The sequence below is a fragment of the Peribacillus sp. NPDC006672 genome (assembly GCF_050274955.1).
Classification (GTDB): Bacteria; Bacillota; Bacilli; order Bacillales; family DSM-1321; genus Peribacillus.
Map to the genome: position 1 here is coordinate 335,629 of NZ_JBNNOR010000003.1, position 15,888 is coordinate 351,516.

General features: G+C 41.0%; 16 protein-coding genes and 2 riboswitches. Of the genes, 15 read left to right on the plus strand and 1 reads right to left on the minus strand.

Going from position 1 to position 15,888, the window contains the following annotated elements:
* Nucleotides 1-49: 49 nt before the first annotated feature.
* On the plus strand, nt 50-1,228 hold the full coding sequence (locus tag ACQKKK_RS07490) for an acetyl-CoA C-acetyltransferase (protein ID WP_427615243.1): 1,179 nt from the start codon (nt 50-52) through the stop codon (nt 1,226-1,228).
* Nucleotides 1,229-1,288: 60 nt separating this feature from the next.
* Nucleotides 1,289-3,076, plus strand: a complete 1,788-nt coding sequence (locus ACQKKK_RS07495) for an acyl-CoA dehydrogenase family protein (RefSeq protein WP_427615244.1) — start codon at nt 1,289-1,291, stop codon at nt 3,074-3,076.
* Between the two features lie 179 nt (nt 3,077-3,255).
* Here the strand turns inward: ACQKKK_RS07495 and ACQKKK_RS07500 are convergent, their stop codons facing one another.
* A complete protein-coding gene (locus ACQKKK_RS07500; protein WP_427615246.1) occupies nt 3,256-4,725 on the minus strand; it encodes an IS200/IS605 family accessory protein TnpB-related protein in 1,470 nt (489 codons plus the stop codon).
* 415 nt (nt 4,726-5,140) lie between these two features.
* Between ACQKKK_RS07500 and ACQKKK_RS07505 the strand changes: the two genes are divergently transcribed.
* The 13 genes from ACQKKK_RS07505 to sufU all read left to right on the plus strand — a co-directional run bounded on the left by ACQKKK_RS07505 (nt 5,141) and on the right by sufU (nt 15,851).
* Nucleotides 5,141-5,497, plus strand: a complete 357-nt coding sequence (locus tag ACQKKK_RS07505; RefSeq protein ID WP_427615247.1) for an arsenate reductase family protein — start codon at nt 5,141-5,143, stop codon at nt 5,495-5,497.
* 95 nt (nt 5,498-5,592) lie between these two features.
* Nucleotides 5,593-5,976: a glycine cleavage system protein GcvH gene (gcvH, locus tag ACQKKK_RS07510; RefSeq protein WP_427615248.1), complete on the plus strand. Its 384-nt coding sequence runs from the start codon at nt 5,593-5,595 to the stop codon at nt 5,974-5,976.
* A 92-nt stretch (nt 5,977-6,068) separates the two neighbouring features.
* Nucleotides 6,069-6,434 carry a toprim domain-containing protein gene (locus ACQKKK_RS07515; RefSeq protein WP_427615250.1) on the plus strand — a complete coding sequence of 122 codons (366 nt, stop codon included), beginning with the start codon at nt 6,069-6,071 and terminating at the stop codon, nt 6,432-6,434.
* Nucleotides 6,435-6,437: 3 nt separating this feature from the next.
* Nucleotides 6,438-6,746, plus strand: coding sequence for a thioredoxin family protein (locus ACQKKK_RS07520; RefSeq protein WP_427615316.1), 309 nt, complete (start codon nt 6,438-6,440; stop codon nt 6,744-6,746).
* 148 nt (nt 6,747-6,894) lie between these two features.
* Nucleotides 6,895-7,000: riboswitch (SAM riboswitch) on the plus strand.
* Nucleotides 7,001-7,098: 98 nt separating this feature from the next.
* Nucleotides 7,099-8,409, plus strand: a complete 1,311-nt coding sequence (locus tag ACQKKK_RS07525) for an O-acetylhomoserine aminocarboxypropyltransferase/cysteine synthase family protein (protein ID WP_427615252.1) — start codon at nt 7,099-7,101, stop codon at nt 8,407-8,409.
* A 118-nt stretch (nt 8,410-8,527) separates the two neighbouring features.
* A riboswitch (SAM riboswitch) is annotated at nt 8,528-8,639 on the plus strand.
* Nucleotides 8,640-8,795: 156 nt separating this feature from the next.
* Nucleotides 8,796-9,830 (plus strand): methionine ABC transporter ATP-binding protein, encoded by a 1,035-nt coding sequence (locus tag ACQKKK_RS07530; RefSeq protein WP_427615254.1) that lies wholly within the window; start codon nt 8,796-8,798, stop codon nt 9,828-9,830.
* Nucleotides 9,823-10,491, plus strand: coding sequence for a methionine ABC transporter permease (locus ACQKKK_RS07535; protein ID WP_427615256.1), 669 nt, complete (start codon nt 9,823-9,825; stop codon nt 10,489-10,491). The genes ACQKKK_RS07530 and ACQKKK_RS07535 overlap by 8 nt, the downstream gene beginning before the upstream one ends.
* 15 nt (nt 10,492-10,506) lie before the next feature.
* The gene (locus ACQKKK_RS07540) at nt 10,507-11,346 is read left to right on the plus strand and encodes a MetQ/NlpA family ABC transporter substrate-binding protein (protein ID WP_427615258.1); all 840 of its coding nucleotides are present in this window, start codon (nt 10,507-10,509) and stop codon (nt 11,344-11,346) included.
* 73 nt (nt 11,347-11,419) lie between these two features.
* Nucleotides 11,420-11,650, plus strand: a complete 231-nt coding sequence (locus tag ACQKKK_RS07545; protein WP_427615259.1) for a hypothetical protein — start codon at nt 11,420-11,422, stop codon at nt 11,648-11,650.
* A gap of 451 nt (nt 11,651-12,101) precedes the next feature.
* Nucleotides 12,102-12,887, plus strand: coding sequence for a Fe-S cluster assembly ATPase SufC (sufC, locus tag ACQKKK_RS07550; RefSeq protein ID WP_061465489.1), 786 nt, complete (start codon nt 12,102-12,104; stop codon nt 12,885-12,887).
* Between the two features lie 15 nt (nt 12,888-12,902).
* The gene (gene sufD, locus ACQKKK_RS07555; protein WP_427615261.1) at nt 12,903-14,204 is read left to right on the plus strand and encodes a Fe-S cluster assembly protein SufD; all 1,302 of its coding nucleotides are present in this window, start codon (nt 12,903-12,905) and stop codon (nt 14,202-14,204) included.
* Nucleotides 14,204-15,433, plus strand: coding sequence for a cysteine desulfurase (locus ACQKKK_RS07560; RefSeq protein WP_427615262.1), 1,230 nt, complete (start codon nt 14,204-14,206; stop codon nt 15,431-15,433). Before sufD ends, ACQKKK_RS07560 begins: the two co-directional genes overlap by 1 nt.
* On the plus strand, nt 15,423-15,851 hold the full coding sequence (gene sufU / locus ACQKKK_RS07565; protein WP_061465486.1) for a Fe-S cluster assembly sulfur transfer protein SufU: 429 nt from the start codon (nt 15,423-15,425) through the stop codon (nt 15,849-15,851). Before ACQKKK_RS07560 ends, sufU begins: the two co-directional genes overlap by 11 nt.
* The last annotated feature ends 37 nt before the right edge of the window (nt 15,852-15,888 follow it).

The window sequence follows — 15,888 nt, forward strand, 5'->3', positions numbered from 1 at the left end:
AAACGAAGATTAATAGATTGATAGCTTAAAATGAGTAAGGGGGATCCTCATGAAAGAAGCGGTAATAGTAGCTGGAGCAAGGACTCCGGTAGGAAGAGCGAAAAAAGGTTCTCTTGCTAATGTACGCCCGGATGATTTAGGGGCTCTTGTTGTAAAGGAAACGTTAAAGCGTGCAGGGAATTATGAAGGCACCATCGATGATCTGATTATCGGTTGTGCGATGCCTGAAGCGGAGCAAGGATTGAACATGGCGCGTAACATTGGAGCATTGGCAGGATTGCCTTATACAGTGCCAGCCGTAACCATTAATCGTTACTGTTCAAGCGGGTTACAAAGTATCGCCTATGGAGCGGAGAGAATCATGCTTGGCCAAAGTGATACAGTCATTGCAGGCGGAGCGGAATCCATGAGCCTTTTGCCGATGATGGGCCATGTAACACGTCCGAACGCGCAACTTGCAGAAACAGCCCCGGAATATTATATGGGTATGGGTCATACCGCTGAAGCCGTTGCAAAAAAATACGAAATTTCCCGAGCAGATCAAGATGCATTTGCTGTACAAAGTCATCAAAGGGCTGCTAAGGCCATCGCAGAAGGAAAATTTTCGGATGAAATCGTACCGGTTGATGTAACCCTCCGCTCAGTGGGGCCTGATCTTAAATTAAAGGAAAAATCATTCACGTTTGCTCAGGATGAGGGCGTTCGTCCAGGAACGACTGTTGAAGTGCTGAAAAAACTAAGACCTGCATTCTCTGTAACAGGGTCCGTAACAGCAGGGAATTCATCACAAACGAGTGATGGGGCAGCCGCGGTCATGGTCATGGATGGGGAAAAGGCATCTTCATTAGGGATGAAACCGATTGGTAAGTTCCGTTCCTTTGCTGTAGCAGGGGTACCACCTGAAATTATGGGCATCGGACCGATTGCAGCTATTCCTAAAGCATTGAAACTAGCAGGCCTTGAGTTATCCGATATTGGTTTATTTGAATTGAATGAAGCCTTCGCTTCCCAATCCATTCAAATCATTCGTGAGCTGGGATTGAATGAAGAGATTGTCAATGTAAATGGAGGGGCCATTGCCTTGGGTCATCCCCTAGGATGTTCGGGAGCAAAATTGACATTAAGCCTGCTTCATGAAATGAAGCGCAGAAACCAACAATTCGGAGTCGTGACAATGTGTATCGGCGGCGGAATGGGAGCTGCCGGAGTATTTGAATTATTAGCGTAACCCAACCCTTTAGGAAGCTGTAAAGCCATTTACTATAATTAACATTTAGGAGGAAATAATATGTCCAATCAAACTACAGATAACCTTATTAAAGGCGGAGCCTTTTTAGTAGAGGATATTACGTATGATCAAGTGTTTACACCGGAAGATTATTCCGATGAGCATAAAATGATTGCCAAAACTTCTGAGGATTTCGTAGTGAATGAAATTCTGCCGCAGGTTGAACATTTAGAGAACCATGAATTTGACCGTTCTGTTAAATTACTGAAGCATGCAGGTGACATCGGTTTACTTGGTGCTGACGTTCCTGAGGAATACAGCGGATTGGGTCTTGATAAAATCAGTTCGGCATTAATTACAGAAAAAATGGCACTTGCAGGCGGTTTCGGAATTACGCATGGTGCACACGTAGGTATCGGATCTTTGCCAATCGTATTATTCGGGAATGAAGAACAAAAGAAAAAATATCTCCCTTTACTGGCTACGGGAGAGAAAATTGCTGCGTATGCATTGACGGAACCCAGCTCAGGTTCAGACGCCTTGGGAGCAAAAACGACAGCGAAATTGAATGCAGAAGGAACCCACTATATTTTAAATGGTGAAAAACAATGGATTACGAATGCAGGTTTTGCAGATGTCTTCTGTGTTTACGCTAAAATCGACGGCGAACAATTCTCTGCTTTCATTGTGGAGCGTGATTATAAAGGCGTATCAACTGGTGCTGAAGAGAAGAAAATGGGGATCAAAAGCTCTTCTACACGTACATTAATCCTTGAAGACGTTCATGTACCTGTCGAAAATCTTTTGGGCGTAGCTGGAAAAGGGCATGTCATTGCATTCAATATCCTGAATATTGGCCGGTATAAGTTAGGCGTGGGTGCTGTCGGCGGATCTAAACGTGCCCTTGAGATTACAGCTGCTTATACGAATCAACGCCAACAGTTCAAAACGAAAATTTCCGATTTTAACTTGACGAAAGAAAAACTTGCAACAATGGCGGCAAAAATTTATGCTGCTGAAAGCTCTGTATACCGTACCGTTGGACTTTATGATCAAAGACAGAGCAAGTTGACGGATGAGCAAGTGAAAGATGGAAAATCAATGGCAGCTGCAATCGCTGAATATGCAATCGAGTGTTCACTGAATAAATTCTTCGCTTCCGAAGTATTGGATTACGTTACGGACGAAGGCGTACAGCTTCATGGTGGTTATGGTTTCATGCAGGAGTATGAAATTGAAAAAGCATACCGTGATTCCCGTATTAACCGGATCTTTGAAGGTACAAATGAAATCAATCGATTGCTTGTTCCGGGAACTTTCCTGAAAAAGGCACTTAAAGGGGAATTGCCACTTCTTCAAAAGGCACAAAGCCTGCAAGAGGAATTAATGATGATGATGCCGGAAGAGCCTAGTGATGAGCCATTGGCACAAGAAAAAATGCTTGTTAGAAATGCAAAGAAAATCGGTATTTTGGCAGCTGGCCTTGCTGCACAGAAATACGGGAAAAACCTTGATCAAGAACAAGAAATCCTCTCCAACATTGCTGATATAGCATCCCTTGCCTATGCAGCTGAGTCCGTGGTATTACGTACGGAAAAAGCAATTGCGTCTACGGGGCTGGAGAAGAACAAACAAAAAGTACTTTATACGGAAATTTTCGTTCAGGAAGCTTTCAATGAAATAGAACAACATGCAAAGGAAACGTTAATTGGGGTAGAAACAGGCGATACTCTTCGCATCATGCTTGCTTCTCTTCGTAAGCTGACAAGATACACTCCAATCAATGTCATTGCGAAAAAACGTGAAGCTTCGGTTAAAGTAATCGAAACGGAAAAATATGCGCTTTAAGCATTGAACTACCCCCACCTAAATTCTAACGAATTTTTGAGGAAGGGGATTCCTAAAAGGACGGTTCCCATTCAACTAGGAAGCCGATTTCCTGCTTTCGAACTTAACCAAACCTTTTAGTTCCAAGTCTGTGAGAGCCCCTGGAAGAAAAAGTTCACCAAGATGAATCCTGCTTATATTCAAAAGCTCCATTTGGTAGAACGCAGATTTGCGAACCCAGACAGGGATGACGATATCCACTTCCACTGCGCCCAATGATGTAGACCTACCATCTTCTCCGGTAGTAGGGAATGCAACACTGGTGGAAGTTTCTCTTTAAAACCCATTGCTCGTCGAGCAATGACAAAAGAAGCTGCTTGGTGAATGGAAATTCCCAAGCGCTTCATATACTTTATTTTTCCGATTTGAGAAGTGAAGGCTGGATTCACGTCAAAAACAGTCACGCCCATCTTCTCCGCACGATTTTTAATAGCTGAAATTAATTGGTTATAGGCGAACATGGACATTTTCCTGTTCGCTTTTTTATTGCCGTAAGGATTCGATGCTTTTGATTTAGTGGTATTTAACTTTTCAAGCGCGATTGGCTTATGATAACGGGCAGCTAATTCAACCAACTGTATAGCTTCCGCCTCAATGATTTTCGTGATTTGACCTGAGGTTTTTCCTTCGATATCAAACTCTAAGACTCCAGACTTAACCAATTGACCTTTTGAATTCACATGACTCCATGCAATATGGTCAACATTTAGGTCAACACCAAATACCCCTTCAGCTTTACTGTAGTTTTTGTTGGGGTTTCCATCCATGTCGATAAGACATTTCACGATATAATAATCGCCGTGGTCCTCTAATGACCAGGCTACTGGTTTACCAAATTGTTTTTTGTTTTTACAGTTCAACTGCGTTTTAACTGCAAAATCTACATTTTCTTGTCCGTAAGGAAACACCACTGGCATTTCTACACAAACACCGTTTGGTGTTTGGTAAGAAAGGAAGGTTGAATCTGAATTATAAGTGAAAACAAAATTTCCGTATTTCGCATCTTTACGTCCGGAAACGGTCATTTTGTTATAACGAGATTGGTGCCAGTCGCTCTTCCACGATTCAGGATTTTTCACGTATTTTTCTAAAGTGAATTGCTGATTGAATCGTTTTTTGCTACCAAAAACAACGTTCTTGACATTATTTTTTAAACTTCTTAACAGCTTTTCTAATCGATCTAAGCGAAAATTCAAACGCCCTAATTTACTTTGTAGGTTTCGAATTTCAACATCCAAATACTCATGCTCAAATTGATAGGCGTGATAATAGATATCTGTTTTCTTTTTGAATGGCAAGACGAAATAACGACCCATTTTCTGCTCTCTGGACGTTTTGTTGAATGCCGGTTTTCCTTTTATGAAGGATTCCTTAATCTTAGTCAAAGTAGTTAGTCTGTTTTTCAACGATTTCATCTTCTTTTTGACTGACTTTATTTGTTCTTCTTTATTAGAAACATAGAGTTTTTTCAATTCTTTTTGAGAAGAAAGAATAGCCTTAGATTCTTGAACGACACTATTTGTATAATAGTCATTCATTTTAAATTTTTCTTTCAACGTTAATTGCATGCTTTTTTCTCGTCTTGAACGGCCAAAACGCTCTTCTTTCACGAACCTATTCACCGCAAAATGTTTGGATCGATTAAATAGAAAAAGAGCATGACTATTGGCTTCTACATACCCTTGATTCAATGTGTGTTTATAAATGCGTTTTGAGAAATATGTCTTCTTCATCAGTCAAGCTCCTTTCTACTTATTGTATATACTAAGTATATGCAGTTATGAACCACTGTACAAATAATATATCTGATTATTCAAACAAAAAGAAAGCGATTCATCTCCCACCTAAATGCTCATTTTGAGGAAGGAGTCTTCTCGCCCAAAATGATAAATCAGAATCTGTAAAGGGGAGGCCCCGTAAAGGCATTCCCTTTATTTCCTTTGATGAAATCTCATTGGAAATTCAAAGGATATTTCGTTGTATTGCGTGGTGAAAACGGGTATTCTATTGATAGGTGGTGAAACGATGGGCTTAACATTATATTGGTACCCAAAATGCGGCACATGCCGTAATGCGAAAAAGTGGCTGGATAATCATGAACTGCAATATGAAGCGATCCATATAGCGGAAAACCCGCCTTCGCGAACTGAAATAGAACAACTATATAAAATCAGCAATTTAGAGTTGAAGAAGTTTTTCAATACTAGCGGTCAAAAATATCGGGAGCTGGGCTTAAAGGATAAGCTGAAAGAAGCTTCTGAAGCAGAGATGCTTGATATATTGTCCACAGATGGCATGCTTCTGAAAAGGCCGATTGTTACGGATGGTACCAAAGTGACGGTAGGTTTCAAAGAAGAGCAATTCGATCAGGCTTGGAAATGAAATTTTACAAAATATTTGGTTAATTCCTTACTTAAACATAAGATCTACCTTATAATGGAATAGATAAAATAAGATATACATATGGAGGGTTAATAATGACAACAACACCAAAAGAACTTCGTTACACTAAAGAACATGAATGGGTCAAAACGGAAGATGGAACAGTGCGCATTGGAATAACTGCTTTCGCCCAGTCCGAGCTTGGGGACATCGTATTCGTTGAGCTTCCAGAAATCGGTGATGAACTGAAAGCGAACGAGCCATTTGGAAGTGTGGAATCCGTTAAGACCGTTTCTGAGCTTTATGCTCCTATCAGTGGCAAGGTTGTTGAAGTAAACGAAGATTTAAGTGACAACCCTGAATATGTAAATGAATCTCCTTTTGAAAAAGCATGGATGATCGTGCTTGAACCATCAAATAGCGGTGATATTGAAAATCTGATGAGCGCTGAAGAATATGAAAGTTTGATTAACGGTTAAAACGATGGAGAGGGGGGCCTGAAAAGGCCTGCTCTCTTTTTCATTTTGAACAATTGCAGTTGCGCACATAATTCGTGAGATGGAGTGATGACATGGAATGGGGCGAGTTCGATAAAGTGATCATTGTAGAAGGCAGTTCCGATAGAAAAAAAGTTGCCTCCGTTTTAAATGAAGATGTGGAAATAAGATGTACGAATGGGACCATATCATTAACTAAGCTCGATGAATTAGTGGATGAATTGATGGACCGTGATGTTTATCTCCTTTTTGACGCAGATGAATCAGGAGAAAAGCTGCGGAAGCAATTCCGAAGGGAAATGCCGGAAGCGAACCACCTGTATATTAATAAAATGTACAAAGAAGTGGAAAGCTCACCCGAACATCATATCGCAACTGTGCTTTTATCTGCCAATATGAATGTGAAAATGAAATTTTTAAGTCAAAGGGTGAACGATTAGTTGATGCAGGAATGGAAAGAAGAAGAGTGTAAGTTTGCCGTTGAAAAAGGGGAAACCTTTTGTTTATATTTATATACGCCTTTATGCGGTACCTGTCAGGTGGCTTCCAAGATGCTGACGATATCCATGGAACTTTTCCCGGAATTGAGGGCAGGCAAAATGAATATGAACTATGTCCAGGCAATCTCCGAATCGTATGAAATTGAAAGTGTCCCTTGTTTATTGCTTTTCAAAAAAGGACAGCTGCACAAAAAAATATATGCCTTTCAATCCGTTCCTTATTTGTACGGATTGCTTAAGGAAATCAGCTAAGAAACCAATCAGAACCGGATTGGTTTCTTTATTGTGGACATAAGGCGGCCAAATTGAAACTAAACAAAGAATATTCTAACAATTCATTGACTGATTCATTCTAAAATGCTATATTTTGAATTAAGAAAGTAACGGCTGAATTTAATAGTTCTTATCAAGAGTGGTGGAGGGACTGGCCCGACGAAGCCCGGCAACCGGTATAAATTTATATACGGTGCTAATTCCAGCAGAGTGTTGGCTCTGGAAGATGAGGTGTGTTTTAAACCTCTTCTTGTGGAAGTGGTTTTTTTGTTTATGAAATGCCAGGTCTTCATAAAATTCCAACTAAATCCATAGAAAAAGGTGAAATCGTATGTCTGAGAAAAAGTTGCGTTTCGAAACATTGAGTGTTCATGGCGGTCTGCAAGCTGATGAAACAGGTGCCCGCGCAGTTCCTATCTACCAAAGCAATGCATACTTGTTCAAAGACACCGACCATGCAGCGAATTTATTTGGTTTAAAGGAGAATGGTTATATATATACACGACTCCATAATCCCACGGTCAGTGTTTTTGAGGAAAGAATGGCCTTATTGGAAGGCGGTATCGGCGGTTTGGCAACTGCAAGCGGAATGGCAGCCATCTCACTGTCAATCCTGAATATTGCCGGTGCAGGGGATGAAATTGTTTCAGCCTCTACATTATATGGCGGCACGTATAATCTTTTTGAAAACACTCTTCCTAAATATGGGATTAAGGTGAAGTTCGTTTCTCCTGATGACCCAGAAAATTTTAAAAGGGCGATTACGCCAAGAACAAAAGCCATATTTGCTGAAACAATCGGAAATCCAAGTTTGAGGGTCCTTGATATAAAAGCAGTAGCAGACATCGCCCACGAAGCCGGGATACCTTTAATCATCGATAATACCTTCGCTACACCGTATCTATGCCGACCAATTGATTTTGGGGCGGATATTGTCATCCATTCCGCTACAAAATGGATTTTGGGGAATGGAACGACGTTAGGCGGTGTCATAGTGGATGGAGGGAAGTTCGACTGGAACTCACCAAACTACCCTGGCTTTACGGAGCCTGACCCAAGCTACGACGGTCTGGTATACGCCGAGGCAGTTGGACCTGCTGCTTTTATAACGAAAGCCCGAGTGCAGTTGCTTCGTGATTTAGGTCCTGCCCTAAGTGCCCAAAGTGCATTCCAGTTTACGCTTGGACTTGAAACGCTGCATGTAAGAATGAAAGAGCATCTTTCGAACACTAAGTCTGTCATTCAATATTTGGAAAATCACCCTGCCGTGACTTGGGTTTCACATCCTGGTAAGGAGGATCATCCCGATAAAGCCCTTGCGGATAAATACTTGCCAAAGGGAGCAGGATCTGTTGTGACTTTTGGGATACAGGGTGACCGCGAAGCCGGGGCAAAACTTATCAATTCGGTGGAATTATGGTCCCATGTAGCTAATGTAGGGGATGCTAAGAGTTTAATCATCCATCCTGCCAGTACGACCCACCAACAATTGAATGATGCAGGTCTGGCGAAAGCGGGAGTGAGTGCTGATCAGGTCCGGTTATCCATCGGGATTGAAAATGCAGAGGATTTAATAGAAGATTTAGAGCAGGCAATTGAAAAAGCGACGAATATCGTCTCCCTGACGTCTAAAACGGTTTAAGCGAAAAGTCCAGTTCATTCTTTTGCTAGAAATAATATACATTGCGCTCCTTTTTTATCTATGATAAAATTTCACCATACTAAAGAACTTAATGTTGTACAAATATTCTATATATTAGCTCTTATCAAGAGAGGTGGAGGGATGTGCCCGATGAAACCCGGCAACCGACAAGGAGATTCCTTGGAAAGGTGCCAATTCACACAAAGTTTAATTACTTTGGAAGATGAGAGGAAGGCCAGCTTCTTCACCTGCCTTTCTGCTCATGCAGAAAGGTTTTTTCTGTTTCATTTGGAAAAACATTCCTGCGGGCGGAAAAAAAACTGACAAATAATATAGAGAAATCAACTAAGTTCATAGGTTTCATTGGATAAAAGAGGTGAGTATTAATGATTACATTGACGAAAGTAAGTAAGCTTTTCCGAACAGGAAAAGGAAACGGTGAGACTATTAAGGCAGTAAATAATGTGAATGTTGAAATAAATAAAGGCGAGATTTTCGGTATTATTGGTTACAGTGGGGCTGGGAAAAGTACTTTGATCAGAATGCTCAATGGTTTGGAAACACCTACAGAGGGATCCGTTGTGGTGGCTGGGAAGGAAGTTTCAAAAATTAAAGGGGCTCAGCTCCGTAAGGCACGTCAAGAAATCAGCATGGTTTTCCAACATTTCAATCTATTATGGTCCAGGACCGTTCAGGAAAATATATCCTTCCCGTTGGAAATTGCAGGCGTTTCAAAATTTGAACGCATCAAGCGTGTGAACGAATTGATCAAGCTAGTCGGACTGGAAGGCAGAGAAAAGGCATATCCTTCGCAATTAAGCGGAGGGCAAAAGCAAAGGGTGGGAATAGCCAGGGCCCTAGCAAATGATCCTAAGGTCCTGCTTTGTGATGAAGCGACTTCTGCCTTAGATCCACAGACTACCGATTCCATACTCGAATTGCTTGTTGACATCAATCAGCGTCTGGGGTTGACGATTGTCCTGATAACACATGAAATGCATGTAATACGTAAAATCTGTCATCGTGTGGCCGTGATGGAAAGCGGGCAAGTCGTTGAACAGGGACCTGTCCTTGATGTATTCAAGAATCCTAAAGAACAAATGACGAAGCGTTTCGTGCAACAGGTAACGGAACCAGAAGAAACAAAAGAAACGATGGACCATTTGCTTGAACGCTTTCCTGCAGGTAAAGTGATTCAATTGACTTTTGTAGGTGATCGTGCAGAAAGCCCGTTGATCACTAAGCTCGTACGTAACTTCGAGTTGGATGTCAATATCGTTCAAGGTAAAATATCCCAAACAAGAAGCGGTTCATATGGAACGTTGTTTATCCACCTTGATGGCAATGAGGATGAAATGCTCCGCGCAATAGAATTCATAAAAGCACAGCAGGTAGGCGTGGAGGTGATTACTCATGCTTGAAGAATTATTGCCGAATGTAGATTGGGAAGCCATTTTAGAAGCAACGAAAGAAACGCTTTATATGACAAGCATCTCTGTAGTCGCTACCTTTTTTATAGGCATACTATTAGGGTTGATCCTGTTCTTGACAGGGAAAGGTAATATATGGGAAAACAAGGCGGTCAATGCGGTCATTGGTGCTGTCGTAAATATATTCCGTTCCATTCCATTTCTTATTTTAATTGTGTTACTCATACCTTTTACAAAAATGCTTGTCGGTTCTATGATTGGTGAGAATGCAGCATTACCAGCACTTATTATCGGGGCGGCGCCATTTTATGCGCGTATGGTTGAAATTGGCCTCCGTGAGATCGACAAGGGTGTAATTGAAGCGGCTAAATCCATGGGGGCTAAAACGAGTACGATCATTTGGAAGGTCCTTCTTCCAGAGTCGATGCCGGCCCTTATATCCGGGATTACGGTAACTTCGATTGCATTGGTCGGCTATACCGCAATGGCCGGGGTCATCGGCGCAGGCGGGCTTGGTAATCTAGCCTATCTAGACGGCTATCAAAGAAGCAACAATGACGTTACGTTAGTAGCGACTATCGTTATTTTAATTATCGTCTTCATTATTCAAATTATTGGAGATTTGATTACATCTAAATTAGACAAAAGATAAAGGGAGATGAATAGGATGAAAAAGTTTTTAGGATTTGCATTAGTCCTTGTTTTATCGATTGCTCTGGCAGCTTGTGGAGCAGATAAGGACAAAAGCGGCGGCAGCGATACAGAAAAGGAAACGAAGAAATTAGTTGTAGGAGCATCCAATGTTCCGCATGCTGAGATTCTTGAAAAAGCTAAACCTATTCTTAAAGAAAAAGGAATAGAGCTGAAAATTGAAAAATTCCAGGATTATGTTTTACCGAATAAGACTTTAAATGATAAGGAATTGGATGCTAACTATTTTCAACACCTACCTTTCTTAGAGTCGGCCATTAAAGAGAATGGATATGATTTCGTCAATGCGGGCGGAATTCACATCGAGCCTATCGGTCTATATTCACAAAAATATAAAAGCATCGATAAACTTCCGGAAGGGGCAACAATTATTATGAGCAGCTCGGTTGCTGACCACGGACGTGCGTTATCTCTGTTGGAAAAGAATGGCCTGATCAAATTGAAAGAGGGCGTCGATAAAACGACAGCAACAACAAAAGACATCGTTGAAAATAAGAAAAACCTTAAATTTGATGCTAATTATGAAGCAGCTTTACTTCCAAAGATTTATGAGAGTGGCGAAGGGGATGCAGTTCTGATCAACTCTAACTATGCAATCGACGCAGGCTTGAATCCATTGGAAGATTCGATTGCCATTGAAGATTCTGAATCACCATATGTGAACGTTATTGCTGTTAACAAAGGTGATGAAAATAAAGAAGAAATCAAAACGCTAGTAGAAGTATTGCATTCTAAAGAGATTCAAGATTTCATCCTTAAAGAATATAAAGGTGCAGTTGTACCGGTTGATAAATGATTCAAGAATGGCGGCCTGATATAATTCAGGTCGTTTTTCATGTTTAATCACGAAACTGAAGGGTAAAGAATTAATGAAGGAAATAAAATGGTTCACAAATTTGAAAGGATGGTTCACTATCAATACTCTTGATTTAAATGTAACAAGCGAAATGGAAAAGGCGATGCAGTCTTCACATGGGATTGGCTACAGTGAGTACAGTAGGAACTTAGACCTCCGTATCGAGGTTGAGAAGGAACGAGATAGGGAACATGTAAAGTGCAACAAAATGGTCCTTGATCTTCAACGCAAAATTCACGGCTAAGCATATAAAACATTTCTTTAAAAGATCGGTCTGTAGAGGTAAAATGTAAAGTGGTCCGGGAAATAAGGGTTTCCTTATTGGATAAACTTACATAATGCCCGGCAGTCCGATTTTTTCTTTCCTAATCGGAACGTTTATACCTTCCAATCGAATCTGTTGAACATATATTAATAAGAACGAAGGTTTGCCGAATAATAAGATAATTTTAACAAAAGCTAAAATAAGGCAGAATATGCTGTAAATATGCTCTATTTGTTAGTATCCTAAGAATAGGACAGGTTTTTACTATGTAATAAGTGGAAACCCCTATCTATATTAGTTGATTCCAAATTGGATTTGTTATAAAATTGGAATGAGAATAAATTGAGAATGCTTTTATGCAAATTATAGTAAGGAAAGTTATCTTTACTTTCTGGTAATAAAATAGGAATTAGTTCACGGAGGTATTATTATGTCAGCTTCTACATTAACGGTTAAAGATCTTCACGTATCAATTGAAGGTAAAGAGATTTTAAAAGGGGTAAACCTTGAAGTTAAAGGTGGAGAAATCCATGCGATCATGGGACCAAATGGAACTGGTAAATCCACTTTATCATCAGCAATCATGGGTCACCCTAAATATGAAGTAACAAGCGGAAGCATCACATTCGATGGTGAAGACGTATTGGAAATGGAAGTCGACGAGCGCGCTCGTGTCGGTCTATTCCTTGCTATGCAATATCCGAGTGAAATCAGTGGCGTTACAAACGCTGACTTCTTACGTTCTTCCATTAACGCACGCCGTGAAGAAGGCGATGAAATTTCATTGATGAAATTCATCCGTCAAATGGATCAGAAAATGGAATTCCTTGAAATGGATGAAGACATGGCGCAACGCTATTTAAATGAAGGTTTCTCCGGCGGAGAGAAAAAACGTAACGAGATTCTTCAATTAATGATGATCCAACCTAAAATTGCAATTTTAGATGAGATTGATTCAGGGCTTGACATCGATGCACTTAAAGTCGTTTCAAAAGGAATCAACGAAATGCGCGGAGAAGACTTTGGATGCTTGATCATCACTCACTACCAACGTCTATTAAATTACATCACTCCTGATTATGTACACGTAATGATGCAAGGACGTGTCGTAAAATCAGGTGGTCCTGAACTTGCTGCCCGCTTGGAAGCGGAAGGTTATGATTGGATCAAACAAGAATTGGGCATTGAAGACGAAACTGTTGGCGAAGAAGCGTAAGTAGGAGGATTTGCAATGACTACAGAAACGAAATTACCGTTTGAACAAGAGGATATAAACTCTTATTCAACTAAAAACAATGAGCCAGCTTGGCTTTCCGAGCTTCGGATTCAAGCGTTTTCTGAATTTGAAAAGCTCCCGATGCCAAAGCCGGATAAAACGAAAATCGACAAATGGAACTTTACTTCCTTTAAGACCCACGCGGTTGAAAGTGAAGCTTTTGCCTCAAAAGAGGAGCTTCCGGAAGAAATCAAGGCCATCATTGAGGAAAACGGAAACTTATACATTCAACGCAACAATACGCCGGCACATATCAATCTGTCAGCAAATGTGAAAGAACAAGGCGTCATTTTTACGGATATTTTCACAGCGGCCCGTGACCATTCCGAGCTTGTGCAAAAGTATTTCATGAAAGACGGCGTTAAAATAGATGAGCATCGTTTAACAGCATTGCATGCTGCATTAGTTAATGGGGGAGCATTCCTTTATGTTCCGAAAAATGTAGAAATCAAAGAGCCGATTCAATCGGTATTCTTGTTGGATAATCCAGATACTGCACTTTTCAACCATGTATTGATCGTAGCGGAAGATAACAGCTCGGTAACATATGTGGAAAACTATTTCTCAAATGTTGAATCTAACGAAGGCATCGCTAATATCGTAACTGAAGTATTTGCGAATGCGAATGCAAAAGTGGAATACGGAGCGGTCGATACACTTTCTAAAGGCTTTACGACATATGTTAACCGCCGTGGAGTTGCAGGCCGTGACGCACATATCGAATGGGCTCTTGGTCTTATGAATGACGGTAATACGATTTCGGATAACACAACATATTTAATGGGCGATGGCTCACACGGTGATACTAAATCCGTTGTAGTCGGCCGCGGGGAGCAAAAGCAAAACTTTACGACTGCCATCATTCATTTTGGCAAACGCTCTGAGGGCTATATCCTTAAGCACGGTGTCATGAAAGACGCAGCTTCCTCCATTTTTAATGGAATTGGGAAAATAGAGTATGGTGCTACAAAGGCTAATGCCGAACAAGAATCACGCGTATTGATGTTAAGTGAAAAAGCACGCGGAGACGCCAATCCAATCCTCTTGATTGATGAAGATGATGTTACGGCTGGTCATGCCGCTTCTGTCGGTCGTGTTGACCCGCTTCAACTGTATTATTTAATGAGCCGTGGTATTACAAAGAAAGAAGCAGAAAGACTTGTCATTCACGGATTCTTGGCCCCTGTTGTTAACCAGCTTCCTATTGAGGGAGTAAAAAAACAATTAGTAGCGGTCATTGAAAGGAAAGTACAGTAATGAACCCATACGAAATTCGTAAGCTTTTTCCGATATTAGATCAAGAAGTCAACGGTCAGCCATTAGTTTATTTAGATAGTGCTGCAACCTCTCAAAAACCGGCTGCAGTGATTGAAGCGATTGAGCAATATTACCGCGGATACAACTCGAATGTTCACCGCGGGGTGCATACACTTGGAACAAAAGCTACGGATGCGTATGAAGGTGCACGTGAAAAGGTCCGTAAATTCATTAATGCTTCTTCTACAGAAGAAATCATCTTTACCAGAGGCACGACGACTTCTTTGAATACTGTAGCAAGAAGTTACGGTGGTGCAAATGTAAAAGAGGGTGACGAAATTGTCATCTCTTACATGGAGCATCATAGTAATATCATTCCGTGGCAGCAGCTTGCCAAAGAAAAAGGCGCAGTACTGAAGTATATTCCGCTTCAGGAGGATTGTACGATTTCCCTTGATGATGTGAGGGCTACAATTACGGATGCAACGAAAATCGTTGCCATCATGCAGGTTTCGAATGTACTTGGTGTTATCAATCCTGTGAAGGAAATCGCGAAAATCGCCCATGAACACAATGCTGTAATGGTAGTCGATGGGGCACAAAGCACACCACATTTAAAAGTGGATGTCCGCGATTTGGATTGTGATTTCTTTGCCTTCTCAGGTCATAAAATGGTCGGTCCGACTGGTATCGGCGCATTATATGGTAAAAAAGAACTCTTGGAAAATATGGAGCCAATCGAATTTGGCGGTGAGATGATTGATTTTGTAGGTTTGTATGAGTCTACATGGAAAGAACTCCCGTGGAAATTCGAAGGCGGAACCCCTATCATTGCAGGTGCCATTGGTCTTGGGGCTGCGATTGATTTCTTGGAAGAAATCGGCTTGGATAATATTGAACGGCACGAACATAAACTCGCCGCTTATGCAATGGAGAAAATGTCTGCAGTTGAAGGACTGACGATATACGGTCCAAAAGATTCAGAAAAACGTGCGGGCGTAGTAACCTTTAATATTAATGACGTACATCCACATGATGTCGCTACCGTACTTGATGCAGATGGAATTGCTGTCCGTGCCGGTCATCACTGCGCACAGCCATTAATGAAATGGCTTGACGTGTCCTCGACAGCAAGAGCAAGTTTCTATCTCTATAACACGGAAGAAGATATTGATAAGCTTGTGTCCGGGCTTGTTAAAACGAAGGAGTATTTCAGCAATGTCTTTTGATAACTTAGATACACTTTACCGTCAGGTCATTATGGATCATTATAAGAAACCACGTAATAAGGGCATGCTAGAGGATGGCAGCATGACGATTGACATGAACAATCCAACTTGCGGTGATCGGATTCGATTAACAATGAAGATTGAAGATGGAAAAGTCAACGATGTTAAGTTCGATGGTGACGGTTGTTCCATATCCATGAGTTCAGCTTCCATGATGACTCAAGCCATTAAGGGCAAAGACGTTGAAACTGCTTTAGCTATGTCCGAGACTTTTTCCTTAATGATTCAGGGAAAAGAATACGATGATGAGATGGACCTTGGGGATATTGAAGCCCTTCAAGGTGTTTCTAAATTCCCTGCCCGAATCAAGTGTGCGACGTTAGCTTGGAAGGCCATGGAAAAGGGATTGAAGGAATAATTAAATTAAAATGAGCTGTTGTAATTCAGCCATTTGA